General features: G+C 57.1%; 22 protein-coding genes. 14 read left to right on the top strand and 8 right to left on the bottom strand.

Translation table 11 applies throughout. The features are described from left to right. Positions 1-80: 80 nt before the first annotated feature. Positions 81-842, bottom strand: a complete 762-nt coding sequence (gene rlmB, locus U8U68_RS06205; protein WP_322199965.1) for a 23S rRNA (guanosine(2251)-2'-O)-methyltransferase RlmB — start codon at positions 840-842, stop codon at positions 81-83. Positions 843-1595: 753 nt separating this feature from the next. Between rlmB and U8U68_RS06210 the strand changes: the two genes are divergently transcribed. Beyond that, positions 1596-2039, top strand: coding sequence for a zinc ribbon domain-containing protein (locus U8U68_RS06210; protein WP_322199966.1), 444 nt, complete (start codon positions 1596-1598; stop codon positions 2037-2039). Positions 2040-2143: 104 nt separating this feature from the next. Here U8U68_RS06210 and U8U68_RS06215 read toward each other — a convergent pair whose 3' ends face one another. The 5 genes from U8U68_RS06215 to U8U68_RS06235 form a co-directional block, all read right to left on the bottom strand. After that, positions 2144-2389, bottom strand: a complete 246-nt coding sequence (locus U8U68_RS06215; protein WP_322199967.1) for a hypothetical protein — start codon at positions 2387-2389, stop codon at positions 2144-2146. Between the two features lie 205 nt (positions 2390-2594). Beyond that, a complete protein-coding gene (gene pgsA, locus U8U68_RS06220) occupies positions 2595-3176 on the bottom strand; it encodes a CDP-diacylglycerol--glycerol-3-phosphate 3-phosphatidyltransferase (protein WP_322200018.1) in 582 nt (193 codons plus the stop codon). Positions 3177-3198: 22 nt separating this feature from the next. Continuing rightward, positions 3199-4527, bottom strand: a complete 1329-nt coding sequence (rimO, locus tag U8U68_RS06225; RefSeq protein ID WP_322199968.1) for a 30S ribosomal protein S12 methylthiotransferase RimO — start codon at positions 4525-4527, stop codon at positions 3199-3201. 14 nt (positions 4528-4541) lie between these two features. Further along, positions 4542-5585, bottom strand: a complete 1044-nt coding sequence (locus tag U8U68_RS06230) for an NUDIX hydrolase (protein WP_322199969.1) — start codon at positions 5583-5585, stop codon at positions 4542-4544. Continuing rightward, positions 5585-6499 (bottom strand): YihY/virulence factor BrkB family protein, encoded by a 915-nt coding sequence (locus tag U8U68_RS06235; RefSeq protein WP_322199970.1) that lies wholly within the window; start codon positions 6497-6499, stop codon positions 5585-5587. Before U8U68_RS06235 ends, U8U68_RS06230 begins: the two co-directional genes overlap by 1 nt. Positions 6500-6600: 101 nt before the next feature. Here U8U68_RS06235 and U8U68_RS06240 point away from each other — a divergent pair, with 101 nt between their 5' ends. The 4 genes from U8U68_RS06240 (at position 6601) to U8U68_RS06255 (ending at position 8017) form a co-directional block, all read left to right on the top strand. After that, positions 6601-6756, top strand: a complete 156-nt coding sequence (locus U8U68_RS06240) for a hypothetical protein (RefSeq protein ID WP_322199971.1) — start codon at positions 6601-6603, stop codon at positions 6754-6756. After that, complete coding sequence (locus U8U68_RS06245) at positions 6737-6868, top strand: hypothetical protein (protein ID WP_322199972.1); 132 nt, start codon at positions 6737-6739, stop codon at positions 6866-6868. Before U8U68_RS06240 ends, U8U68_RS06245 begins: the two co-directional genes overlap by 20 nt. A 244-nt stretch (positions 6869-7112) precedes the next feature. Continuing rightward, positions 7113-7547, top strand: a complete 435-nt coding sequence (locus tag U8U68_RS06250; protein ID WP_322199973.1) for a cell wall hydrolase — start codon at positions 7113-7115, stop codon at positions 7545-7547. 50 nt (positions 7548-7597) lie between these two features. Further along, positions 7598-8017 (top strand): hypothetical protein, encoded by a 420-nt coding sequence (locus tag U8U68_RS06255; RefSeq protein ID WP_322199974.1) that lies wholly within the window; start codon positions 7598-7600, stop codon positions 8015-8017. A gap of 153 nt (positions 8018-8170) precedes the next feature. Here U8U68_RS06255 and U8U68_RS06260 read toward each other — a convergent pair whose 3' ends face one another. Then, positions 8171-9754 (bottom strand): S1C family serine protease, encoded by a 1584-nt coding sequence (locus U8U68_RS06260; protein ID WP_322199975.1) that lies wholly within the window; start codon positions 9752-9754, stop codon positions 8171-8173. A 483-nt stretch (positions 9755-10237) separates the two neighbouring features. Here U8U68_RS06260 and U8U68_RS06265 point away from each other — a divergent pair, with 483 nt between their 5' ends. The 7 genes from U8U68_RS06265 (at position 10238) to U8U68_RS06295 (ending at position 19018) form a co-directional block, all read left to right on the top strand. Next, entirely contained in the window at positions 10238-11278 is a 1041-nt protein-coding gene (locus U8U68_RS06265; protein ID WP_322199976.1) for a zinc-dependent alcohol dehydrogenase, read from the top strand. Between the two features lie 649 nt (positions 11279-11927). Beyond that, positions 11928-12920, top strand: coding sequence for an SMP-30/gluconolactonase/LRE family protein (locus U8U68_RS06270; protein ID WP_322199977.1), 993 nt, complete (start codon positions 11928-11930; stop codon positions 12918-12920). A gap of 11 nt (positions 12921-12931) precedes the next feature. Continuing rightward, the gene (gene xylB, locus U8U68_RS06275; protein WP_322199978.1) at positions 12932-14491 is read left to right on the top strand and encodes a xylulokinase; all 1560 of its coding nucleotides are present in this window, start codon (positions 12932-12934) and stop codon (positions 14489-14491) included. Then, entirely contained in the window at positions 14488-15654 is a 1167-nt protein-coding gene (locus U8U68_RS06280) for an iron-containing alcohol dehydrogenase (protein WP_322199979.1), read from the top strand. Before xylB ends, U8U68_RS06280 begins: the two co-directional genes overlap by 4 nt. Positions 15655-15660: 6 nt before the next feature. Beyond that, the gene (gene deoC, locus U8U68_RS06285) at positions 15661-16344 is read left to right on the top strand and encodes a deoxyribose-phosphate aldolase (RefSeq protein WP_322199980.1); all 684 of its coding nucleotides are present in this window, start codon (positions 15661-15663) and stop codon (positions 16342-16344) included. 589 nt (positions 16345-16933) lie between these two features. Beyond that, the gene (locus tag U8U68_RS06290) at positions 16934-17923 is read left to right on the top strand and encodes an aldo/keto reductase (protein ID WP_322199981.1); all 990 of its coding nucleotides are present in this window, start codon (positions 16934-16936) and stop codon (positions 17921-17923) included. Between the two features lie 12 nt (positions 17924-17935). Then, on the top strand, positions 17936-19018 hold the full coding sequence (locus U8U68_RS06295) for a glycoside hydrolase family 88/105 protein (protein ID WP_322199982.1): 1083 nt from the start codon (positions 17936-17938) through the stop codon (positions 19016-19018). Between the two features lie 657 nt (positions 19019-19675). Here U8U68_RS06295 and U8U68_RS06300 read toward each other — a convergent pair. Beyond that, the gene (locus tag U8U68_RS06300) at positions 19676-21481 is read right to left on the bottom strand and encodes a cache domain-containing sensor histidine kinase (protein WP_322199983.1); all 1806 of its coding nucleotides are present in this window, start codon (positions 21479-21481) and stop codon (positions 19676-19678) included. Positions 21482-22218: 737 nt separating this feature from the next. On the opposite strand from U8U68_RS06300, the gene secA reads away from it, so the two are divergent. Next, the gene (gene secA / locus U8U68_RS06305; protein WP_322199984.1) at positions 22219-24969 is read left to right on the top strand and encodes a preprotein translocase subunit SecA; all 2751 of its coding nucleotides are present in this window, start codon (positions 22219-22221) and stop codon (positions 24967-24969) included. A gap of 30 nt (positions 24970-24999) precedes the next feature. Then, complete coding sequence (locus U8U68_RS06310; RefSeq protein ID WP_322199985.1) at positions 25000-25788, top strand: hypothetical protein; 789 nt, start codon at positions 25000-25002, stop codon at positions 25786-25788. The last annotated feature ends 386 nt before the right edge of the window (positions 25789-26174 follow it).

Genomic DNA, 26174 nt, shown 5'->3' on the forward strand with positions numbered 1-26174 from the left:
AAGCGAGATGTCCAGCGCCGGGCCATGGCCAAAGGCTGGGTCAGAGTGTTCCCCGGCTTACTGGGTAGCACGGGCAGCCCTCAAAGCCCGCCCCGCTGACGTACAGCCTCGTAACAGAGGATACCCGCCGCCACCGAGGCGTTCAGGGAATTCACTTGTCCCCGGATGGGCAAAGCTACCACGAAGTCGGCCTTTTCTTTTACCAGGCGGCTGACGCCTTTACCCTCGGAACCAATGACCAGGGCTGTGGGGCCGGTAAGGTCCGCCTGGCACCAGGGGCCGCCGTCCATGTCCGCCGCAAATACCCACAGTCCCCGGGCCTTTAGGTCCTCCATTAAGGAGGCCAGGTTCTGCACCCGGGCCACGGGCAGGTACTCCACCGCCCCGGCGGAGGCCTTGCTCACCGCATAAGTAAGCCCCACGCTGCGGCGCTTTGGGATAATGACCCCGTGGGCCCCCGCGCACTCTGCCACCCGTATCACGGCACCCAGGTTATGAGGGTCCTCCAGGCCGTCGCATACCACCAGCAGGGGCGGTTCTCCCCGGCTTTGGGCCAGGGAGAGCATGTCCTCCACGGTGGCGTAGTCTTTGGCTGCCGCCACGGCAACTACCCCCTGGTGGTTGGCCCCGTTGCACATGTGAGAGAGCTTGCGGGGGTCCGCCTCCTTTACAGGCACGCCTTGCTCTTTGGCTAGCCTTAAAATAAGGGGCAGCTGGCCCGAGCGGGGCCCTGGGGCCAGATAGACGCAGTCCACCGCCCGGCCAGAGCGCAGGGCCTCGGCCACGGGGTTACGTCCAGCGAGAATACCGCTGCCGTAAATATCTTTCTCTGTGTTTTCCAATACCTTCTCCCCTTTTCGGGTGTTTTGGGCTGGACCATTCGCCAAAGCAAGGGCAAATTCCCTTTAAGGCAACACCGCACAAAGACCGGCCTACGGTCTTTGCACACGATTTGCTTGCACTTTTTCCGTCATAGCGCACAGCTTTCCATTGCCAATCGACAGATTGTCTGCCCTCAAGCTGTACACTCTGACGAAAAAATTGACTGCGCAACTCGCGCACAATCTTTGTGCGGTGTTGCCTTAAAAACCTGGCCCAGGCAAATTCTTGGCATAATTTTAATCATTATACCACTTTTCGCCGCAGACCGCAAGATGGATGTTAAAAGCTTCCTTTTCAGAATTGCCGCCAGTTTAGAACTTGGGCGGGGTCTCAAAAAGTTTGAATGAGCTTAGACCAGGTGTTATAATCCAAAAGGAGATTTGGCTTTTTGGGGGGTGGAGACACATATGATTGATTTGCAGAATGGAAATTATATCCCCAACATAGGGGGACTAGGGCTTGTTTGAAAAATCGAAAACGTCGTCTTTTTTGCCATAAGAGGCCACTTTCTACGTCGAAAATCCTCGTCAATCGCGAGAGTGACGTAGTTAGCGCAGCTAACTACAGCGGTTCTTCTCCTTGAAATTGTCCCCTTCTGGCCCAAAATTCGTCATTTCCTCTATTTTCAAACAAGCCCTAAGCAGTCCCGCAACAACCAGTTGCTTGAGCTTTTTAAAAGACTGTTGTATACTGGTACTTGAGGTGATACTAAGATGGAAACAAAAGATATAATCATGCAGCTAAGGGCAAAACATAACCTGTCTCAAGAGCAACTGGCTGGCCGGGTGTTTGTAACCCGTCAAGCGGTTTCCCGCTGGGAGAATGGGGAGACGGTTCCTAACCCGGAGACGCTAAAGCTGCTTTCGGCACTATTTAATGTGTCTATCAATACTCTGCTGGGCAGCCCCAGACAGTTGGTCTGCCAGTGCTGCGGCATGCCGCTGGAGGACGGAAACATCAGCCGGGAGCCGGATGGCAGCTTTAACGAGGCATACTGCCAGTGGTGCTATACGGACGGGGCGTTTGTGTATAAAAGCATGGAGGAACTGCTGGATTTTTTGGCAGAGCATATGTCCAACGAAAGCTTTCCGCCCCAGCAGGCCCGGGCATATTTTGCACAGGCCCTGCCAAAGTTGGACCACTGGAAGAACGTGTAATAAAAAAGGAGCCGCTTCTTCAGCGGCTCTTTTTTTGTGGAGAGAGAAACATACGCGGGGAAGGAGCGAAAAGCCCTGGCGGTATCAACCAGCAGAGGACATGGCTATCCCGTAGATATAGTGGCATCTCTATGGCAGACCTCTGCAAGCGGTCCGCTCCATTTCCCCATCCCGTCTGGCTGCTGGGCGGCAATGGTGTGTCTTGCCTCTGTTATCGTGTTGAGAAAGGCCGCTTTTCCTGCTTGGTTCTTGCGCCATTCTTTAAGGCCAAAGGGCAGGGACGCGGTCTCCCGTTCTGCTGGGAGAAACAAGTTATCTGCCCGCTGGTTCGGCTGCCGCCGGTCACCCACACCCCCAGCCCCTACACGTCACGATGCATGCATTCACCCTGGGGCTAGGGCTTGTTTGAAAATAGAGGAAATGACGAATTTTTGGCCAGAAGGAGTCCATTTCAAGGAAAAAACCTGTCAACTCTTCCGATTGGCCAGGTTTTTTGATGCGGAAAGGGGCCTCTTATGGGCATAAAGACGGCCTTTTCGATTTTTCAAACAAGCCCTAGTCCTTTAGTACTGCGAGGTTATCCTTGATATAGATTACACCCGAAAGGATCGTTAGCACAGCCACTGTCCAGCACAGCACCTGGGTAATGAGCTGGACCAGGCCAATGTCCGTGGGACCAGCTAGAGCTGCCGCAAAGTAGTAGAATAGGATGGTTAGCATCTGGGCCACCGTCTTGACCTTGCCCCACAGATTGGCCGCAATCACCTTCTGCCCAGCCGCCGCCAGCATCCGAATGCCCGCCACCGCAAACTCCCGGAACAGCACCGCAGCCAGAACCACCGGGCTGCACACCCCGTCCACTACCATGTAGATCAGGGCGGCGGTGGTCAGCATCTTGTCTGCCAAAGGGTCCGCGAACTTGCCGAAGTCAGTGACCAGATTGTTCTTCCGGGCCAGGTAGCCGTCCAAAAAGTCCGTCAGGCTGGCCAAGGCAAACACCGCCCCGGCCAAGGCATACATCAGCGGCGAAAAGCCCGTCTGGCCATAGCCGAAGTCCGTGTGTACAAAGGCCGCGAACACCATAAACACCGGCACCAGAGCAACCCGCAGCAGGGTCAGCTTATTGGGCAGGTTCATTTTCATGAGAAATTTCCTCCTATCATACCATACTGCCGGTCAGGTCGCCGTTCATCCAGTCCTCAATGATCACCGGCACAAAGCTGCCCAGCACTGGCCGCTTGCCCTGGGTGGTGAAGAAAATTTTTCCGTCCACGTCCGGGGCGTCCATGTAGGACCGGCCAAACCAGCACTCGGCGTACCGGTCAAAGCCTTCTACCAGCACCTGGAAGGTGCGCCCCACATAGCTCTCGCATTTGGGGTCGGTAATGTCCATCTGCATGTCCGTAATGATTTCCGCCCGGCGCTCCTTTACCTCCTGGTCCACCTGGTCTGGCAGCAGGGCGGCGGGGGTGTCCTCCTCCTGAGAATAGGTAAAGCAGCCCAGCCGGTCGAACCGGGCCTCCTTGACGAACTCCGCCAGCTCTGTAAAGTCCTCCTCGGTCTCTCCGGGAAAACCTGTAATCAGCGTGGTGCGCAGAATCACCCCCGGCACCTTTGCCCGTATTTTCTTAATCAGCGCCGTCAAGGAGGCCCGGTCCCCCCGGCGGTTCATGGCCTTCAGCACCCGGCCCGAGGCGTGCTGCAAGGGCAGGTCGATATAGGGCAGCACCTTTTCCTCCTGGGCCATCACGTCTAACAGCTCGTCGGTGATGGCGTCTGGGTAGCAGTACAGCACCCGCAGCCAGCAGACCCCTTCGATCTGGCAGAGCCGCCGGAGCAATTCCGCCAAAGAGTACTTGCCATAGACGTCAATTCCATATCTTGTGGTGTCTTGGGCGATAAGCACCAGTTCTTTGGCTCCGTTTTCAGCCAGCCGCCGGGCCTCTTCCTCAATGTCTTCCATGCCGCGGCTCCGGTAGCCGCCGCGGATCATGGGGATAGCGCAGTAGGAGCAGCGGTTGTCGCAGCCCTCGGCAATTTTTAGATAGGCGGACCAGCTGGGGGTGCTCAGCTCTCGTTCTCCGCAGAGGGGCAGCTTGTCCTTTGGGGGGAAGGCCTCCACCGCGCCGGATTCCATCAGCTCCCCTATGTAGCGGACAGGGTCGGCGTTGGCCCCAATGCCCAGGACGCCGTCCAGCTCAGGGATCTCCTTTCGCATTTCCCGCTGATAGCGCTCCGCCATACAGCCCGTGGCCACCAGCTTTTTGATGCGTCCCTCCTTTTTCAGCAGAGACAGCTCTAATATTTCTTCAATGGACTCTTTCTTGGCGCTCTCAATAAAGCCGCAGGTGTTCACAATGGCCACATCGGCCATGGCCACGTCGTCTACCAGCTCATAGCCCGCCGCTTTCAGCTTGGCCATCAGCAGCTCGCCGTCCACCTGGTTCTTGGCGCAGCCCAGGCTAATCATTCCAACTTTTACCGGCATCTAAAAAACCTCCCTTAATGATTGGGCGCGGCTAAGGCCCGCACCTGGTCGAAAAATTCCTCTGTTCTGGCCCCGGCCCAGATCTCTCCGGCCCGAACCTTTTCCTCCCACTCTGCCAGGGGAAACCACCGGGCGTCTACGGTTTCTCCCGGCTGAAGCTTTACCCCGCCGGCGGGAATATCCCGGCGCAGGGCATATAAATCCAACAGTTCGCCTCCGTCCGAAAACCGGCCTTGAACCCGCAGGATATGTTGCAGCTCCTGGGGGCTGGCCATGATTCCCGTCTCCTCCCTCAGTTCCCGCACCGCCCCTTGCAGACTGGTCTCCCCGGCCAGGGCGCTTCCGCCTGGGCACTCCCAGGTATTGGGAAGCACCTTCTTTTCTGGACTGCGCAGGGTGCAGAGAATCTGCCCCAATGGATTATAGATCACAACGGCGGTGGCTAGACAGAATTCCCCGGGCAATAAATCCGTGCCCCGCCGGTGCAGGCGGCCGGTGGAATGTCCTTTTGCGTCATAGATGTCCAGCAGCTCTGGGACAGGCTCCTCTGCCAAAGTCCGCACAGCGGCAAAAAACTGGTCCGTGTAGGCTCCGGCCAATATCTCCCCCGCCCGGGCTTTCTCCTCCCACAGGTCCAGGTCCATCCACTGGGCGGCGTCCACCTCGCCGGGCTGCAAGACCGCGCTCTCCGCCGGAAAGTCCCGCCGCAGGCCATACACGTCCATAAAAAATCCCTCCGCGTTTAGCCCCTCTGCCTTTCTCCGGCAGAGAAACCGCAGTTCTTCCGGCGTGGCCTGAATGCCCGTCTCTTCCCAGAGCTCCCGCACAGCGGCCGCGCGGCTCTCCTCCCCGGCCAAGACCCCGCCGCCGGGGTTCTCCCACACCCCGGGCATCTGGCGCTTGGCCTTGCTTCGCAGAGTGCAGAACACCTGTCCCGCCCCATTAACGACCACCACGGTCACCGCCAGGTGGTAGTCCCCTGGGGCCAGGGGCGTTTCCCGGGTCTGGGTGCGGCCGGTGGGCCTGCCCTCTCCGTCATAGATGTCCCAAAGTTCCACTATTCATCCTTCCCTTCCGGTTTTGGCCCGGCAGTAGATTGAGTTTTAGCCGGGACGCGCTTGATTTTATATTTCTTCGGCTTCCTGCGCCAAAGGGCCCGCAGATCCTTTTGAATGCCGCTGGTAGCCAGCCACACGCTGACCTCGCCCCCTAAAAACAAAATATACATGCAGAAAAACAGCCAGAACATCAGGATGACTAGGGTGGCAAGGCTGCCATAAATGGAAAAATCGGAAAAGTTTTCCACAAATAGGGAGAAGAAAAAGGAGAACAGCACCCAGCCCCCGGCCCCAAAGGCAGCTCCTGCCAAGTTGTGGCGGAGCTTTACCCGACGTTTTGGCACAAAGCAGTACAGCAGAATGAAAAAGGCGAAAAGCATAATAAAGCCCGCCAGGGACTTGAAGTTAATCAACAGGGCCGCCACCAGGGGCCAGCGCTCCAACAGGAATTTATAAATGGTGGAGCCAAACACCAAGAGAAGCGCCGCCGCGATGAGCGCCACGGCCAAGAGCAGTACATAGACCATGGCCATCAGCCGCAGCGCAATATAGTTGCGGACCTCTTTCACCCCGTAAACCTGGTCCAAACCTTTGATGATGGCCACCATGCCCATAGAGGAGGACCATACGGACATGATCACCGCCACGGGCAGCACCCCCGAGGCCACAATGGGGCTGGGGATAATTTGGGCCAAAGCGGTAGAGATGGTGGGGGGCAGCAGATCCAGGGCGACTTCGATAATGGTAAGGCCAGAGGCAAAGTGGATCCGCTGCATTAAGGTGAGCAGAAAGGCCAAAAAGGGCAGGAAGGAGGTGATGAGAAAAAACGCCCCGTGGGCCGCGGAGGAGTCCAGGCGGTTGCGGTTGATGCGGCAGATAAACCAGTTGACGTGTTTTTTAATCAGCTCCCACATAGCGCGACCTCCTTTTGCTAAAATCTGTGTACTGATTATACCATATGGGAAAGAAATTTACCACACGAAAAATGCGGCAGAGATAATTTGCGGGATAAAATGTGAAAACGCCGCGTTGCCGGCCCAGCGGTACAGACCTGGGGTCTGTAAAGCCCCCGGAAGGCTCTGTTACCCTGGAAAACGGCCGGCTGCTGGTAAGTCACCGCCCAGCGGGGGGCAGTATTTATTATACCCTGGATGGTTCGGATATTACTTAAACTGCCGCCCCTGGACTACACGGACCGGGAGCAGATTGCCCCCTGGGCCCATGACGCGGTGGCGGCCCGAACCGCCCCGGGGCTTGTCAACGGGACGGACGGTGCTTTTTAACCCCAGCGGAACCACCACCCGCGCCCCCGACCCTGGAACTGGGAGAAGAAGAGCAGCCCGGGGATAGAACCGCGTCTGGAAAACAAAAATATTCTCCCAAGAGAGGAGCAGGCCCCAGAGACAGAGGCCTGCTCCTTTTGATCCATCCATAACACAGACCCTGGGGCAAGGGTTCTACTTTTAGGGGACGGGGCATAGGATTTACGGAATGAACAGGGCCTGGGGCCGTGAAGGAGGAAGGAGCGTGGCGTTTTCTGACAGAGAGATCCTGGCGCGCATTATCGAGTGCGAGGCCGGCGGCGAGGGCGACACAGGGATGCGGGCGGTGGCCTGCGTGGTGATGAACCGGGTGCGGGTGACTTACGGGGAATATGGACGGCTGTACACCATACGAGAGGTGGTCTACCAGCCCAGACAGTTTACCTGTGTAATGGAGGTGGTGGGCGGGCAGTACAATATGCAGAACATTTACAATATGCGGCCCACAGATGTGCACTACAGCATTGCGGACTGGGCCATTGCGGGGCACCGGCTGACCAACCTGGGTTTTGCCCTGTGGTACTTCAACCCTTTTAGCCCAAACTGCCGGCAGAATTTTCCCTCGCAGGTAGGGCGCTTTGTAATCCGGCTGGGGGACCACTGCTTCTATAACCCTACGGAGAGCTACGCTGAAACATAGGGCGGAGGCTGGCCGGTACTTAACAAAAAAATAGACGGGAGGCAGACCATATGAACGGAAACCAAAGAGAATGCGGTAGAAACTCTTCTGGGATGCGCAGAATCTACGGCCGGGCGGACTACATCGCCGCCGCGGACGGCGCGGCCCAGATGGATAACTTTGAGCATCCGCCCCAGGAGGATTTTGATTCAGAAGAGATGCGGGGGTCCATGCAGGCCATTCTATCTCAAAATATTGGGAACTTTGTAGTCATCGAATTCCTGATTGGCACCAATGAAATTATGCGCAAGCAGGGGTTGCTCTACCTGGTGGGCAGAAGTTTTGTCACCCTGTACGACGAGCCAGTGAATAACTTTATTATCTGCGATATTTTCTCTGTGAAGTTTGTCTATTTCTATATGCCCAACGACCGGCCCCGCTTTAACTATAACCTGCTGCCTGGCCCCCACAACGGCGGAAACCGGCGGTAGCCGCTCTTTGAAAAAAGGACCCGTTTTCCCTTGGCATAGCGCCGGGAGAAAGCGGGTCTTTTTGTATGAAAACAAGCGAAAGGCCAAGAGCTTTCCGCTCCGGGCCTTCCGCTTGAAAAAGGAGATTATGAAAAAGAAAACTTGTACTCTGGGTTAGTCCGACTCGCCGGTATTGGCCGAGAGAGTCAGCTCTATTTTTAGACCCGATTCCCCAGTGACCAGCCGGTCTACGGTGAGGGTCACCTTGTCGCCGGGTTTTTTGGTAGCCAGATAAGAAGAGATGGTGTTGGCAGAAACTAGCTGGGTATCATCAATTGCTGTGACAATGTCATACATTTGCAGACCAGAAGCTTTGGCACTATCTGTGTCCACGCTACCAATCATGAATCCCTGGGATAGACCGATATAGTTGGCCTGCAACCGGTTAAGAAATTCACCTCGAACCCCCAGCATAGGCCGGTTGGTTACATAACCGTGCTCAATGAGGTCGGAGACAATGGGCTGCACCACACTGGAGGGAATGGCAAACCCCATGCCTTCATACTCTGTAGCCGCGATTTTCGAGGAGTTGATGCCCACCACCAGGCCGTCGCTGTTCACCAGCGCGCCGCCTGAGTTACCCGGGTTAATGGCCGCGTCGGTCTGGATGCAGTTCACCATAAAACCGGTCTCGCTGTTGGTTACCGGACGGTTTAGGGCCGATACATAGCCAATGGTTACGCTGGAGTTGAACTGTAGGCCCCCAGGGTTGCCAATGGCCAGCACCTGGTCGGTAACTTGCAGATCATCGGAGTCGCCGAACTCGGCGGGGACCAGCTCGTCTTCTGTGTCAATTTTCAGCACCGCCAGGTCGGTCTGGGTGTCCTCCCCCACTAGCCGGGCTTCATAGGTGGAGCCGTCCGAAGTGACTACCGAGATATTGGTAGCTCCGTCAATTACGTGCTGGTTGGTAACAATATAGCCGTCCTTGGAGAGGATAATGCCCGAGCCCTCGCCTGCGGGGGAGAGTTCGCCGCCCTCCTGGGCCTCGTCCTGAGAATAGAAGCCAAACTGCTCCCAGATATTGCCGCTCTGACGGCGAACCTGATAGTTCTGCACGCACACCACAGAGGGAATCAGCTTTTGGGCCACCTCCTGGGTGGTCATTTCCCCTCGAGTGGTAGTGGGGGTGGTGTTTGCGGAAGCTTCTTTTTTGTAAAGAGTAAAGGCGGCCGTGTCGCTTGCGTCTTCCGGGCTTTGCACGTTCACCACGCCATTTTGAATCAGTGCCGCAAAGGTTCCCACAGACCCCAAGGAGACCGCCGCGCAAAGGGCCACTGCCCCAATGGCCTTGGCCACCTTTTTGCCAGCCGAGCCCTTTTTCTTGGGGGGCTTTGGGGGCTGGGTGTAGTAGGAGGTCTGGGCAGTATAGGGGCTGGCGGACTGCGGGGGAGTGGTATTATAGGCAGGGCCCCAGCTGTAAGAAGCGCTGTTGTTTCCGGTCCCGTGGTAGGTATTGGCTGTGGGGAAAGCCTGCCCGCCGGTCTGAGCGGTATAGGGATACGCTCCGGTTCCAAAGCCCGGCCCAGCCGGACTGCCCGGCCCAGCCGGACTGCCCGGCCCAGCCGGACTGCTGTCCATCGCGGGGCTTCCCGTCCCGCTGCCAGCCTCTACAGAACTTTGCTGCTGGGTCTGGCTGGTGCTTTCGGGTTTCTGCTGCTCTAGAATTTTATCATCATTTTCGTTGTACGGATACATTATAGTCGCTCCTTTCAAATTTGTAAAGAGCCTTTTTCTGGCTCCGCGTGTTGTTTTCTTACGATGGCTCTATTATCCCCCCTCATTGTGAAAACGATGTGAAGATTTTTGGAGTTTCGCCTGAAAAGTTTTGGGGCGAACCGTCACAGGAAAACAATGGATGGAAAGCAAAGCTTTAGAATCACCGGCGCAAGTCTTTGCGCAGAGGTCGCAGGAAAATTTTGTTTGGGCAATACCCATGCAAAACGCGGCCTCTGTAGGGGGGGATTATTGAGGAAGAGCTGGACGCCGGTCTGGCGCCTTTGTTGCGGGAACTTTCGGGTTGCGCTGCTTTATAATACATATAGAAACTGGCTTTTCTTATATCAAATGGAGAATTATTTGGCGTTTTGGGGCATTGAATTGACATTAGAAAGAAAAAACTATATGATTATACCACAAGAAGATGGCCAAAAGCAGGTCTTGGAAAAGGAGGAAGTGTGCATGAAAGTATTGACTGTGAACGAAAAGGGCGAACTATCATTTGCCCAAGTGCCAAAGCCTGTGCCGGGGGATTACCAGGCCCTGGTGCGGATGAAAAGCTGCGGGGTGTGCAACGGCACGGACACCAAACTGATCCACCGGAATTTTAAGAATTTTTCTGCCTATCCGGCCATTCTGGGCCACGAGGGCGTGGGGGAAGTGGTAGAGCGCGGAAGCCGTGTGCGGAGCATGTCTGCGGGAGACCTGGTTTTGCTGCCTTTTTTGGAAGAGGCAGTGGAGGGCTTTACCCCCGGCTGGGGGGCCTATGCGGAGTATGCCCTGGTGGGGGATGCCGCGGCCTATGAGCAAGACGGGCTGCTGGTTCCCAGCGAAGGGTACTTTGCCCAGACCGTGCTGAAAAAAACCGACCGGGTAGACCCGGTTTCCGCCTCCATGATTATCACTTTCCGCGAGGTACTCAGCGCCATCCGGCGGTTCGGCTTTATGCCAAACCAGAACGTGGTAGTGTTTGGCGCGGGGCCGGTGGGGCTGTGCTTCATCCGGTTTTCCCGGCTGCTGGGGCTGGGAAAAATCATCGCGGTGGATATCAACGACCAAAAAGTGGAAGAGGCCCTGGCCATGGGGGCCGGCTTGGCTTTTAACAGCACCAAGACTGACGTAAACCGGGAGATACGGGCCCTGTTCCCCGACGGGGTAGACTATGTGGTGGACGCGGTAGGCATGAACGCCCTGATCAACCAGGCTATGGAGCTGGTATGTTATAACGGAAAGATCTGCTGCTATGGGATTTCTCCCAAGCTGGGCATGGAGCTGGACTGGAGCCGGGCGCCCTATAACTGGACGCTGCAATTTGTCCAGTGGCCCTCGAAGAAGGAGGAGGCCCAGGCCCATAGCCAGGTGATGGCGTGGATTAACAGCGGGGTGCTGGACCCCATGGACTTCATCTCCCATGTATTCCCCTTTGAGGAGGCGCTGACCCCCTTTGAGAAGATCGAGCGCCGGGACCCGGACGTGAAGAAGATGGTGATAAGCTTCCCGTAAGGGCAAAAAGAGAAGAAGCCGAAAAAACCGGAAAATGACGGGGTCCAGGGGATAGTTCCCCTGGTAGGGGTCAAGGGGGCAAAGCCCCTTGCCGCCGGAGGCGGTCTTGACCTTAAGGCGGCGGACAAAGAAAAAAGCCCCCCGCCAAACGGAAACGCCAGTTAAGCCCCCTTCCCCGCCGCCGTACCCCCAGCGCTTTTCGGCGAACCCGCCGAAACAGCGGCCCGGTAGATGCCGGCTCCCATGGCGGGCCCTTGCCCCTATTGCCCAAAGGATTCCTTTGAAGAAATTTGTTTTTGCTGATTAAAGGTCCGGCGCGGGTGCGCCCGCTTCGCGGAAATGAGGCCGGCGGGTGGGCCGGGGGATGCTTTTTCTTGCAAGAACCCCTTCCCCACAAGCGCGGCCCCCAGGCGTTGGCAAAGCCAACCTTCCCCGTAACGCGCTTTTATGGGGAAGGACAAGGGCCTTGAGGCGTCGCCCCAAACCCTACCAGGGGCCTGCCTCTCCTGCCGGCTCGGGCGCCGCGTCCCGATGGGGCGCATCCAGCACCGACCGAAGCGGCAGCCGGGACTTTCTCCGCCCTTGGACCACGCGCTTATTGACGAAATTCATCCCTCTTATTCTATAATTTTGAAAGGCGGTATCTTTAATGCAAACTTCTACCCTGTTCTCAATCCTTCCCGAGTACATCTGCACCCCCGACGGCATGGAAATCGACCAAAAAGGCAACCTGGTCCTCTCCTGCCCCAACTACGCCGATGATAATATTTCCGGCTGCGTAGTCAAGCTGGACCGGGAGGGCCATGTGGCCAAGTGGTTCGACGTGCCCCCCCACCCCGAGACCGGCGTGGCCAGAAACATGGGCATCGCCTTTGACAAAGACTATAATGTATACCTCTGCGACAACCAGGGCTGGACCGAAAAGGAAGAGGTCCTCTTTAAGGGCCGGGTACTGAAGCTGAAGGTCACCGAGGCCGGCGAGATTTTGGAGACCCGGGTGGTGGCCTACGGCATGGAGCACCCCAACGGTATCCGCATTAAGGACGGCTATATGTACGTGACCCAAAGCTACCTGCACCCGGTCAAGGACCCCTCTGGCAAGCTGGTCAGCTGTGTGTACCGCTTCGGTCTGGAGGAAGAGAACATCGCCATTACCAACACCCTGGAGGACAAGCACATTTTCGCCACCTTTATCACAGAAAACCCCGACTGCCAGTACGGGGCTGACGGCATTGTGTTCGACAAGGAGGGCAACCTGTACGTGGGCAACTTCGGCGACGGCGCGGTGTATAAGCTGACTTTCAATGAGGACGGCAGCTTAAAGGAAAATAAGGTCTTTGCCCAGGACTGGTCCCAGCTGGAGAGCACTGACGGGATGACCTTCGACGACAAGGGCAACCTGTATGTAGCGGACTTCTGCGCAAACGCCATTGCCATGATTAAGCCTGACGGCACGGTGCGGCGTATTGCCCAGAGCCCGGACAGCGACGGCTTGCACGGCGAGCTGAACCAGCCCGGCGAGCCCATCTTCTGGGACGGGCGCATCATTGCCTCCTGTTTCGACCTGGTCACCGGTCCGGGCAAGGTGAACACCGGCCACAGCATGCCCGCCACCCTGGCCCAGCTGAAGCCGGAAAACTGACGGGGGCGGCTATGGCAGAGTATCTTTTGGCACACGACTTGGGCACCAGCGGCAACAAGGCCACCCTCTATGACCGGCAGGGGCGGCTTTGCGCCTCTTGTCTGGCGGAATACCCCACGTATTACCCCCATACCGGCTGGGCCGAGCAGGAGCCTGAGGACTGGTGGAACGCCGTTTGTACCGCCACCTGGGCCCTGCTGGACCAGGCCGGCGTGGCCCCCCGGGACCTGGCCGGGGTCAGCTTTAGCGGGCAGATGATGGGCTGCGTCCTAGTGGACCAGGAGGGCGCGGCCCTGCGTCGGGCGCTGATTTGGGCGGACACCCGGGCCACTGAAGAAGAGCGCGCCATGCAGGCGGCCGCCGGGGCCCAGCGGGGCTACCGCATCACAGGCCACCGGCTTAGCGCCTCTTATGGGGCGGCAAAGCTCCTCTGGGTAAAGAACCATCAACCGGAAATCTATGGGAAAGCATACAAGATGCTGAACGCCAAGGACTACATGGTCCAAAGGCTGACAGGCAAGTTTGTTACGGATTATAGCGACGCCTCAGGCACCAACCTCTTTGACTTGAAGAAAAAGCAGTGGTCGGGGGAGCTGGCGGAGGCCTTTGGCCTGCGGCGGGACCTGCTGCCGGAGCTGCACGCCTCGGCGGACGTGGTAGGCCGCGTCACCCCAGAGGCCGCCCGGCAGACCGGCCTGCCAGAGGGCCTGCCGGTGGTGCTGGGGGGCGGCGACGGCTCTTGTGCCTGCGTGGGCGCGGGGGTGGTAAAGGAGGGCCGCACCTACTGCGTGTTGGGCTCCTCCTCCTGGATCTCTATGGCCGGGGCCGCGCCTGTGTTCGACCCGGACATGCGCACCTTTAACTGGGTGCACCTGGACCCCGCCCTGTACACCCCCTGCGGCACCATGCAGGCGGCGGGCCTCTCGCTGCAATGGTTCCGCAATGCCTTCTGTGGGGAGGAGCTGCGAAAAGCCAAAGAGTCCGGCGGCAGCGCTTACCAGCTGATTGACCAGATGGTAGAGTCCGTGGCCCCCGGGGCTGGGGGCATGCTGTACTTGCCCTATCTGCTGGGCGAGCGCTCTCCCCGGTGGGACTTTGACGCCAGCGGAACCTTTCTGGGCTTCCGGGCCGAGAACGGCCGGGCCGAAGCCGCCAGGGCGGTGCTGGAAGGCGTGGGATATAACCTGAAGGTCATTCTGAATATTTTTGACCGCTCGGAAGAGGTCCCGTCTATTGAGGAAGTGGCCCTCATCGGCGGCGGGGCCAAGGGGAAGGTATGGGCCCAGATTTTGGCGGATATTTGGCAAAAGCCCCTGGTGGTCCCCCGGTACCTGGAGGAGGCCACCTCTTTGGGCGCGGCGGTGTGCTGCGGCGTGGGGGTGGGGATGTTCCCGGACTATTCCGTGATGGACCAGTTCAATCCCGGCGAAAGCCGCCTGCTGCCCCGAGAGGAAAACCAGGCCGCCTATGAGGCGCTTTACGAAATTTTCAACCAGGCCTACCAGGCCCTGCGCCCGGTTTACAAGAGCTTGAATACATGGAGCAAACAACAGGGAGGAAGCCAGCCTTGATTGACTTTAATTATTATAACCCAACAGAAATCATCTTTGGACAGGGCCGCCACCAGGAGGTAGGAGAGCAGATAAAGGCCCGGGGCGGCAGGCGGGTGCTGTTCCACTATGGCGGCGGAAGCATTAAACGCAGCGGGCTGTACGAGGACGTGTGCCGTTCGCTGCAAGACGCCGGCCTCTCCTTTGTGGAGCTGGGCGGTGTGCAGCCCAACCCCCGGGTCAGTCTGGCGCGCAAGGGCATTGCCCTGTGCCGGGAAGAAAACGTGGACTACATCCTGGCCGTGGGCGGGGGCAGCGTCATCGATTCGGCCAAGGCCATTTCGGCGGGCATGTTCTATGACGGGGACGTGTGGGACTTCTACCTTCGCCGGGCGGAGGCGGAGCGTTCGCTGCCCATCGGCGTGGTGCTTACCATTCCGGCGGCGGGCAGCGAGACCGGGGGAGGCAGCGTGATTACCAACGAGGACGGCAACTTTAAGCGGGACTACGGCAGCAACCTGCTGATGCCCCAGTTCGCCATCCTGAACCCGGCGCTGTGCCGCACTGTGCCCCAAAACCAGATATCTGCCGGATCGGCGGATATTCTGGCCCATGTGATGGAGCGCTACTTTACCAACACCCCGGGCACGGACCTCATCGACCGGCTGTGCGAAAGCACCATGCGCTCGGTGATGCTCTCGGCGGTCCAGGTGAAAAAGGCCCCCCAGGACGTAAACGCTTGGTCCGAGCTGATGTGGGGCGGCACCATTGCCCACTGCGGGCTGCTAGGCACCGGGCGGCAGCAGGACTGGGCCTCCCACAACATCGAGCACGAGCTCTCCGCCCAGTACGGTATCTCCCACGGCACGGGGTTGGCCATTATTTTCCCGGCCTGGATGAAATATGTGTACAAAATCAACCTGGGCCGCTTTGTGCAGTTTGCGGTGCGGGTGCTGGACGTGGACCTGTCCTTTGAGAGCCAGGAGGCCGTCGCCCTAGAGGGCATTGCCCGGCTGGAGGCCTTCTTCCGCTCGCTGGACCTGCCTGTGCGGCTGAGCGAGGCGGGTATTGGCAGCCAGGACTTTGACCAGCTGGCCAAAAAGGCCTGTGACCGGGGCGCGTTTGGCGGTTTTAAGAAGATGGAATACCAGGACGTGATGTCCGTACTAAAACTAGCGGAGTAAAGGAGAATGAGAATGATCTCAGCAAAAGAACTGGCCGGCATGTTCGACCACACCAACCTAAAGGCCTTTGCCACAGACAGGGACTTTGAGATCCTCTGCGCCGAGGCAGCGGAAAACCACTTTGCCATGGTGGCCATCAACTCGGCGCCAGTGGCCCTGTGCAAAAAGCTGCTGGCGGGCAGCGGGGTCCATGTGGGGGCGGCCATCTCCTTCCCTCTGGGGCAGACCACCATTGAGACCAAGGTGTTCGAGACTGAGAATGCCATGGAGAACGGCGCGGACGAGATTGACTACGTGCTGAATGTGGGCCAGCTGAAGCAGGGGAACCTGGCGTACATCCAGGATGAGATGGAGCGCATGGTGGCCGTGTGCCGAAAGCACGGGGTGCTAAGCAAGGTGATTTTTGAGAACTGCTACCTGACCAAAGAGGAGATCAAGGCCGCCGCGCTGATAGCAAAAGAGGTGGAGCCGGACTTTATCAAGACCTCTACGGGCTTTGGCACCGGCGGGGCCACGGTAGAGGATGTGCGGCTGATGAAGGAGACGGTGGGCGAGAAGGTAAAGGTAAAGGCCGCGGGGGGCATCCGGGACCTGGACGCCTGCCTGGCCATGATTGAGGCGGGGGCCCAGCGTATTGGCACCAGCAGCTCCCTAAAGATCCTGGCGGAGTACCGCGAACGCTTCCAGTAAGCGGCAAAGCTGGCCAGAGGGAAAAGAGGGGGTCCAGGGGAGCTTGCTCTCCTGGCGGGGTCCAGGGCGAGGAGCCCTGGCCGCCGGAGGCGACCTTAATCCCTTAAACAGGGCGGCGCAAACAAAAAAAGGGTCCACCGGTGTACCCCCACCCACAAGATAAAGCGGGAGCACCAGGCACGCGCCGCCCCGCAAAGCAGCGCCTTCCGGCAAAGCCGGAACAGCGGCCCGCTAGAAGCCGTCTGCCACGGTGGGCCCTTGCCCTTATCGGCATGAAATTTTTTCTGTTGATTTTGGCCCGGCCGCACCCGCTTGCACGGAGGAAAGCTGGCGCGGCCGGGGGCCCTTTGCGGGGACTCTTGCTTACAGTGGCAGACGCGGTGGTGGGCCGGAGGGGTGCTTTTTCTTGCAAGCACCCCTCCCCCGCGGCGCGGGGCCCCCTCCCCGCAATGCGCTTCTTAGGTTTAAGGGAAAGGTCGTGGGGGCTTCTCGCCCCCACACCCCATCGGAAGGGGCCTAACGCCCCGTCACCGCGCTCTCACTGGCGGTCTTTTTTAACCTCTACTATTTTTAACAAAGGAGAAACTTTATGGATCAACCTAATTCAAAACGTTATGACGCCATGCGCTACAACCGCGTGGGAAAAAGCGGCGTCCTGCTGCCCGAGATCTCTCTGGGCCTTTGGCACAACTTTGGCGAGGCCAAAACCTACGACTCCTGCAAGGAGATGGTCTTGGGCGCCTTTGATCTGGGCATCACCCACTTTGACATTGCCAACAACTATGGCCCCCCTCCGGGCTCGGCGGAGGAGATGTTTGGCAAAATCCTTCACAAAGAGCTGAAGGGCTACCGGGACGAGCTGTTTATCTCCACCAAGGCCGGTTACCTGATGTGGGACGGCCCCTACGGCGAGTGGGGCTCTAAAAAGCAGCTGGTCTCTTCCCTGGACCAGAGCCTGCGGCGCATCGGCGTAGACTATGTGGACCTGTTCTACCACCACCGCCCCGACCCCAACACCCCCCTGGAGGAGACTATAGACGCCCTGAAGCTCATTGTGCGGCAAGGCAAGGCCTTGTACGTGGGCATCTCTAATTACAGCGCGGAGCAGACCGCGCAGGTGGCCAAAGAGTTTGACCGGGCCGGGCTGCACTGCCTGATCCACCAGGTGCCCTACTCCATGTTTAACCGCACGGCGGAAGAGGGCCTCTTCGACGTGCTGGAAGAAAACGGCATCGGGGCCATTGCCTTTATGTGCCTGGCCCAGGGGCTTTTGACCACCAAGTATTTTGACGGCATTCCCGCCGACTCCCGGGCGGCCAGCGCCAGCGTGTTCCTAAACCCGGACGCCGTTACCCCCGAAAAGGTGGAAAAGGCCAAGAAACTCAACGAGATGGCCAAGAACCGGGGACAAAGCCTCTCCCAGATGGCCATTGCCTGGTGTATGCGCATAAAGCCCGTGGCCTCCATTCTCATTGGGGCCAGCCGGCTCTCCCAGATTGAGGAAAACGTGAAGATGATGGAGCGCACGGACTTTACCTCGGACGAACTGGCCGAGATTGACCGCATTCTGGCGGAATAAGGAGGAGACAAGATGAACTATTCTGTAACTTTGGCCGAGACCCTCATGCGCCGCTTCCCAGACCCGGACAGCTACCCCTATTGCTCTTGGTCCTATCCCCAGGGCTTTTTGCTGTGGGGCTTTATCCGGCTGTACGAAAAGACCGGGACCAAGGCCTACTGGGACTATGTGATGCGCTACTGCGAAGAGCACGTATCGCCGGAGGGGGCCATTTCCGGCTTTTCCGGGTGCAGCCTGGACGATATTATGGCAGGCTCGGTGCTGGTTTGGGCCTACCGGCAGACCAAAGAAGAAAAGTATAAGAAGGCCTGCGACCGGGTGCGGGCGGCCTTTGATGATTATCCCCGCAACAGCGACGGGGGCTTTTGGCATGGACGTCATCTGCCTGGCGAGATGTGGGTGGACGGCCTGTTTATGGGCCTGATGTTCCTCACGCGCTACGGGGCCTTTGTGGGGGACCGCGAATACTGCTTTGCCGAGACGGTGAAGCAGCTGAACATTGTGTTCGCCCGGTGCGAGAAGGACAACAGCGGCCTTTTGTACCACGGCTTCAGCGAGAACCCCGAGACCCCCTGGGCCAGCCGGGTGGACGGCAAGGCCCAGGAGATCTGGTGCGAGGGCCTGGGATGGTATGCCATGGTGCTGGCAGAGGTGCTGGACCTGATGCCCAAGGAGACCCCTGGGTATGATTCGGTACTGGCCCAGCTGCAAAAGCTGCTGGCCTCTTTGAAAAAGGTGCAGGACCAGGCCAGCGGCCTGTGGTTCCAGGTGGTAGATAGAACCCGCACCCCGGGCAACTGGCACGATACCTCGGGCAGCGCCATGTTCCTGTACACCTTCCGCAAAGCGGCGCTGCTGGGCCTGGTGGGCGGCGAGTACGACGAGGTGATTCGCAAGGGCTTTGAGGGCATCAAAACCAAGTGCCTTTTGGACCTGGAGGGCAACATGAACATCTATGATGCCTGCGACGGCCTGGGCGTACAGGTCTCTTATGACCATTACATCCACTATACCAAGAACGTAAACGCCAAAGAGGCCGTGGCCGCGGTGCTGTGGGCCGCAGTGGCTATGGAGTACCAGGGCATTGAAGGATAGATAAATGGTTCAAGACTTCTCTTTTGCCATTCTCCGCGCGGCATACTGCGCTGGTGCTAAAATAAACTTAAGGCAATACCGCACAATTCTAAGTACCGTATTGGGCAGTCAGATTTTTCGTCCGAGTGTACAGATTGAGCGCCGTCAATCTTACGATTGAGAAGCGAAAGCTGTGCGCTATCACGGAAAATCTGCAAGCAAGACGGTGCTTAAGGCGCCACCCGCGAATGGTGCGGGGTTGCCTTAAAGTTTATAATGTTCTATGTTTCTCACAAAGCGGCCCCCCGAAGAGGCGACATTCTCCGGGGGGCCTTTTTTGGCTTTTGCGCCGGCCGTGGAGCCGCCGGCTTACTATAAATGGCGGCTCTATCTGCTGTAACGGACACGCGATAAGGGGTTCTATCACTTTCGCTCCCCCTTGGTTGCCGGTATGGGGCGGGCAAGAAGCGCTTATCGTTTAGGCCGTGTTTGAAAATAGATGAAAAGACAGACTTTTGCCCAGAAGAGGGTCCATTGCAAGGAAAAATCCACAAGTTATATCTTCCGATTTACGAGGAATTTTGATGCGGAAAGGGGCCGCTTATAGGCAAAAAACGGCGTTTTCGGCGTTTCAAGCAGGGGCTAATTGGATATGGGCCGAAAAAGTTTACTGGCTGCCTAGCATCCGGTCTGAAAAGGCGGCTTCAGCTTTTCGCACAGGGGCAGGGTGAGCTCTATCATGGTGCCCTTGCTCTGGGTGCTGGTAACCTGTAGGCCGTAGCCGCTGCCACAATAGGCCTGTATCCGTTGGTTTACATTGGAGAGCCCAATGGAGCTGGGCGCCTCTTGGGTAGCGTTTTCCAAAGAATGAAGAACCGCGGACAGCGTTTCGGGGGCCATGCCCACGCCGTTGTCAGCCACCAGGATGTGCAGCCGGTCAAACTCTACAAAGCAGTTGATCATCACATACCCATCCCGTTCCCGTTCGCTAAGCCCGTGAATGACGGCGTTTTCCACAATGGGCTGAAGGATAAAGGCCGGGGTCTGTATTTGCCGCAGTTCTGCGGGCAGGGCGCATTCCATGGTATATTTGCCAGGGAAGCGGATGGCCTGAATGGCGAAATAGCGCTCTACCTGGGCCACCTCTTCCTCCAGAGTAACCACTGGGCCGGACTTCAGGTTATAGCGCAGAATCTCCGCCATTTTAATGGCCACCACGCGGATCTCGGGGGCATCGTAGATATTGGCCAGAGAAGCCATTAGGTTTAGGGTGTTGTAAAGGAAGTGAGGGTTGATCTGGGCTTGCAGCATTTGCAGGCGGGTCTGTTTTTCGTTGAGCTGGCTGCTGTACATATCCTGCATACTGTGCACCAGCCGCTGGGTCAGCCGGTTATAACTTTCCACAATGCGGGTAAACTCGTAGCTGGCGTTTTTTAGGGGCTGTAGGGTACAGCCCGCGCTGTTTTCGCACTGGTCAATCTGTTCTACCAGCTGGCGGACGTTTTTGGTCAGCCGCCGGGAAACCAAGGTGGAGAGCAGGAAACAAGAGAATACCAGGATGACGAACATGGGCAAAAGCCAGCTTAGATTCAATAGACTATCCCAGAAAAAGATGGACTTGTCCAGGTAGTGGACAATCTTCCAGCCAGTGGTGTGGTTGTAGACGATGCATGCCATATACTCGGCGTAGCCCACCCGCACCGAGGTGACCAGCTCGGTATTTTCCGAAGATACCTCCCGCCCGGCCTCTTGTAGGGCTTGCAGCAGCGTGGCGTTGCCACCCAGTCTCTCATCGGAAGAATAGTATAGATCGTTGTTTCGGTCCAAAAGCAGGATATGGCTGTTGCTAATAGTAGACGTCTGCAAGATCTGGTCCACCATGTCGAAGTTGATGATGACCCCCATAACGCCCAGCTCCTGATTGGTGGTCACATCCCACATCAGCCGGACAATGGGCAGCATGCACTGCTGGGTAGAGGAGCTAAAGTTAGACTTTTGTATAGGGCCCACCCAGGTGCGAACCCCAGCGTCTCGGGCACTTTGGGCCCACTGTTCGATATTGGAAAGGTTGTCGGAAATCATCACATTGCTGTATGTAAAAGAATACCCATATTTATTGATAAAAATCGCGTTGGAAATATCCGTGTTCAGCAGGTTTGCCTGGCCAATCTGGGTTTTCATCATGGTAGTGTCCAGGGCGTATTTAGAGGTAGCGCCATATTTTTTGTAGTTGGTGTTCATAATCCGCAGCACGTCGTCGTTTACCAGGGGCAGAGCGCTAAGGCGGATGGGTCCAGAAAGGGCCTGGTCAATGCTAAGGTTGGTCTGGCCCGCGATGCGGTTAAAAGCGTCCTGGTACTTGTGGTTAAACTCGTTGACAGAATTTACGGAGATAATGACCATGCAAGAAAACACAGGCACCAAAGCCAGCAGTAGCGTAAAGAAAAAGACCTGGGTGCGGTAGGAATGGTTGCGAAAAAGCATGATAGTTCCCTCCTTTTTATTATTATACCAAATGGCCCGGGCAGTGGCAATGCCAAAAGTTTTGGGAGTTTAAGGGGGCCCAACGGGGCTCTTGAGTCGAAGAGCTAACAGGAAGTTCCTGGCGAAAGTTCACACTTGTAATTTCCCAGGCGGCGTGTTATAATACAATGGAAATTTGTAATGTCCAATGTTCTCACAAAGCAAACCCCCGGAGAATGGCAGTTCTCCGGGGGTTCATTTTAGGCTTACTTGCCCTTGCGCTGTCCGTTAAGCCATCTGCTTATGTAGCTGGCGGCTACACTTGCCGCAACGGACAAGATGAAGTTTATAATGTATTTTCCAATGCTCTCACCCCTTCCTGTTGCCAGTATAGGGCGGGCAAGATTTAGTATTGTGCGGTGTTGCCATAGTACAATTCGACACAGTCCGCAAGAAACCAGAAGAAAGGGGCCGCCCCAAGACCCTGCCCACAAAAGGCCGTACTGGGCCAAATGTAAATAAACTATGGCGATTATTGCAATCGGGGGCCGCGGCGTGGTATAATATAATTAACACAGTTCAAAAAATCATTTTGATTCTTTTGAAGCAGGGCGGCAAAGCCATCCAACTTAAAAATCTGGCTTTGTGGATGTTTAAGTGTGTTTACGATGACCGTATAGTATGGTCTGGAATTGGCGCGGGGCAAGGAAACGCAAAGGTACGGCAGGCCCCAAAAATAAAGAGAGGAAGATGCCCCTATGGCAAACAATATACTCACCAAGCTCTTCGGCAACTATAGCAAGCGGGAGCTGAAGCGCGTACAGCCCCAGGTGGACCAGGTGCTGGCCCTGGAGGACCGCTACCGGGCCATGAGCGATCAGGAACTGAAAGCGGAGACCGGGCGCTTTAAAGAACAGCTGGAAAAGGGCGGGACCCTAGACGCCATTCTGCCCGAGGCTTTCGCCGCTTGCCGGGAAGCGATGGACCGGGTGCTTTCCAAGCGGCTGTTTCCTGTGCAGGTTCAGGGCGGTATCATTCTGCACCAGGGACGTATTGCCGAAATGAAAACTGGTGAAGGAAAAACTTTTACCCTGGCTCTGCCCGCCTACCTAAACGCCCTGACCGGCAAGGGTGTGCATATTGTCACAGTGAACGAATACCTGGCCAAGTACCAGGGGGAGATGATGGCCCGGGTGTTTAATTTTATGGGCCTCACGGTGGGCCTGGCCCTGACAGGCATGAGCTCCCAAGAGAAAAAGGCGGCCTATGCCTGCGACATCACCTACGGAACCAATAACGAGATGGGCTTCGACTACCTGCGGGATAACATGGTGATCTACAAGGACCGCAAGGTCCAGCGGGGCCACCACTATGCCGTGGTGGATGAGGTGGACTCCATTTTGATCGATGAGGCCCGCACCCCGCTGATTATCTCTGGCCAGGGGGATAAGGCCGACGAGCTGTACGGCCGGGCAAACTCCTTTGCCCGGGGCCTGCGGTTTATTAAAGTGAAGGAGACCAATGAAAAAGAGGACAACGACGAGCTCTATGCAGACTATGATTATATTGTCAACGAAAAGCTCAAGACCGTGTCCCTGACCCGCCAAGGTGTGAAAAAGGCGGAACAGTACTTTAACCTGGAGAACCTCACCGACCCGGACAACATCCGCATTCAGCACCATGTAAACCAGGCCATTCGGGCCTGGGGCATTATGCACCGAGACCAGGACTATGTGGTGAAAGACGGCGAGGTTATTATCGTGGATGAATTCACCGGGCGGCTGATGTACGGCCGCCGCTATAACGAGGGCCTGCACCAGGCTATTGAGGCCAAAGAGGGCGTGGAGGTGGCAAGAGAGAGCAAAACCCTGGCCACGATCACCTTCCAAAATTATTTCCGGCTATATGAGAAGCTCTCTGGTATGACGGGTACCGCTATGACCGAACAGGAGGAGTTCTCCGAGATCTACAAGCTGGACGTGGTGGAGATTCCCACCAACCGTCCTATGATCCGGGAGGACTGTCCGGATGTGGTCTACAAGACCACCGAGGCCAAGTACCGGGCTGTGATTAACGACATTGTGGAGCACCACCAAAAGGGCCAGCCCGTGCTGGTGGGCACCATTACGGTGGAAAAGTCCGAGCTGCTCAGCCGCCTTTTAAGGCAGCGGGGGATAAAGCACGAGGTGCTGAACGCCAAGTTCCACGAAAAAGAGGCCCAGATCGTGGCCCAGGCCGGCCGCAAGGGCGCGGTGACCATTGCCACCAATATGGCGGGCCGCGGCACGGACATCTCTCTGGGCGGCAACGCGGAGTTTATGGCCAAGGCTGAAATGCGTAAAAAGGGCTACAGCGAGGAGCTGCTGGTAGAGGCGACAGCCTTTAGCCACACAGAGGACCAGGAGATTCTAGAGGCCAGGGCCACTTTTGCCCAGCTGAATAAAAAGTATGAAGAGCAGATTGCGCCTGAGGCCCAGGAGGTAAAGGCCCTGGGCGGACTCTACATCATCGGTACAGAGCGCCACGAGAGCCGCCGCATTGACAACCAGCTGCGGGGCCGGTCTGGCCGCCAGGGAGACCCGGGCAAAAGCCGGTTTTACATTTCCTTAGAAGACGACCTGATGCGGCTGTTTGGGGGCGAGCGGCTTTCTAATATGATGGATAAACTGCGCATCGACGACGAGACCCCCATTGAGGCGGCGATGGTGTCCAACTCTATTGAGAGCGCCCAGCGCAAGGTGGAGAGCCGGAACTTTAGCATTCGTAAAAACGTGCTGCAATACGACGAGGTAATGAACAAACAGCGGCAGATCATTTACGGCCAGCGGGATCAGGTGCTGGACGGAGAGGACATGAAGCCCGCTATTTTGAAGATGATCGAAGAGGCCATTGGGGCTAATGTGGATACCTTCTTGCCAGAGAACGTGCCCCACGACGACTGGGACCTTGCTGGTCTGCGGGAGCATTATATGGGGTGGCTCATTGGGGAAGAGGACCTTACGTTCAGCCCTCAGGAGGTGGAGGACCTGGAGCCCAGCTATATGAAGGGGGAGCTCTTTAAAAAGGCCCGGGAGCTCTATGAGCGCCGGGAAGAGGAGTTTACCCCGCCTATTATGCGTGAGGTGGAGCGAGTGGTTATGCTGCGCAGCGTGGACCAGGAGTGGATGGACCACATTGACGCCATGAGCCAGCTGCAAGACGGCATCCGCCTGCGGGCCTATGCCCAGCAGGACCCGGTGGTGGAGTACCGGCTGGAGGGATTTGATATGTTTGACAGCATGATTTCCGCCATACGGGAAAACACCGCCAAGTCCATCCTTACGGTGCGCCTGCGAACTAAAGAGGCCCCCCAGCGGGAGCAGGTGGCCAAAGAGACCGGCGCGGGCGCCGGGGGCGGCAAAGAGGTGAAAAAGGCCCCGGTGAAAAAGCAGCAGAAGCCCGGGCGCAATGACCCCTGCCCCTGCGGCAGCGGCCTGAAGTACAAGAAATGTTGTGGAAGGAACGAGTGACCGGCTTGACGGTAAATTGGGAGGAAAAGAATGAAAATCACCAAAAAGATGATGGCCGCGGCGTTGGCCCTGGCATTGGCCCTCTGCATGGCTGGCTGTGAGCTGCCCATGATGGGCTTTGACGATTACGATGTTTCCAGCTATATCCAGGCTCTTTTGGACAGCAGCTACCATAACTCCCACGATAAATTCGTGTCTATTACCCAGGTGCCCATAGAGAACGCTCAGGATAATAACCTTTCCACTGTGCAAAACGCCGCCATTAATTTCTGTAATATCTACGGGGTGTCGCCCAACGACCAGCAGCTGGCCGCGCTGGAGCAGGTGATGGCCCAGGCCCTGGCCCAGGCCAAGTACTTGGTAAAGGAAGAGAAGAAGGTGAACGGCGGCTATTATATTGAGGTGGAGGTGACCCCAATCACCAATTTCCGGGGGCTTAGCCAGCAGATCGCCCAGCTACGCACCCAGGCCCAGGAAGAGGCTGCCCAAGCCAACCGGGCGGCCATGGCCACGCCTGTTCCCACGGTTTCTCCCGAGGGGGAGGACGGAGACGGATGGGAGGACTGGGATGAGGGGGAGGAAGAGCCTACTCCCTCGCCCACTCCCACACCAGAGCCCTCGCCGGCCGTACAGGTGGACCCAGGACAGTTGTTTGTGGAAAAGACCATAGCCCTCTGCCAGGGACAGCTGAGCAATATCACCTTTGACACACAGAATATTATCATCGCGCTGGATATTCGTCAGACGGCCCAAGGCGAACTCCAACTGGACATGAACCAGCTGGACACCATTGACAAAACAGTTCTGCTGTTTCAATAAATAAAGGATATTACTTCCAAAAGAAAAACCAGGGCTTGTTCACAGAAGTAAGCGCGCCCATCTTTTCCAAGGGTTTTGGCAGTCTCCATGTCAAAAGCTTAAAGGGCGAGGCCGCCTTCCGCCGCAAAGCGGCAAAGGCCCTGCGTTTTTTCTCTGGCGGCTGGGAAGAATCATGCGGCAGGCTTGAAAATTCCTGGATTGTCTGCACTTTTTCCTTGAACCGGCTCAAAGTCCATTCCGAAATCTGAACATGCAAGTTGTGTGAACAGGCTTTAGGAAAATGTTGCGCGGCCGGGGGCGGAAAAAATGCGGGGAGGACATTCCTGGCTTCGCCTGGCCGCGCAGATAACCGAGCTTTGCTTTGAAAAACCAAGTTAAGGCAGCAC

The organism is Acutalibacter intestini (assembly GCF_034334985.1).
Classification (GTDB): domain Bacteria; phylum Bacillota; class Clostridia; order Oscillospirales; family Acutalibacteraceae; genus Acutalibacter; species Acutalibacter intestini.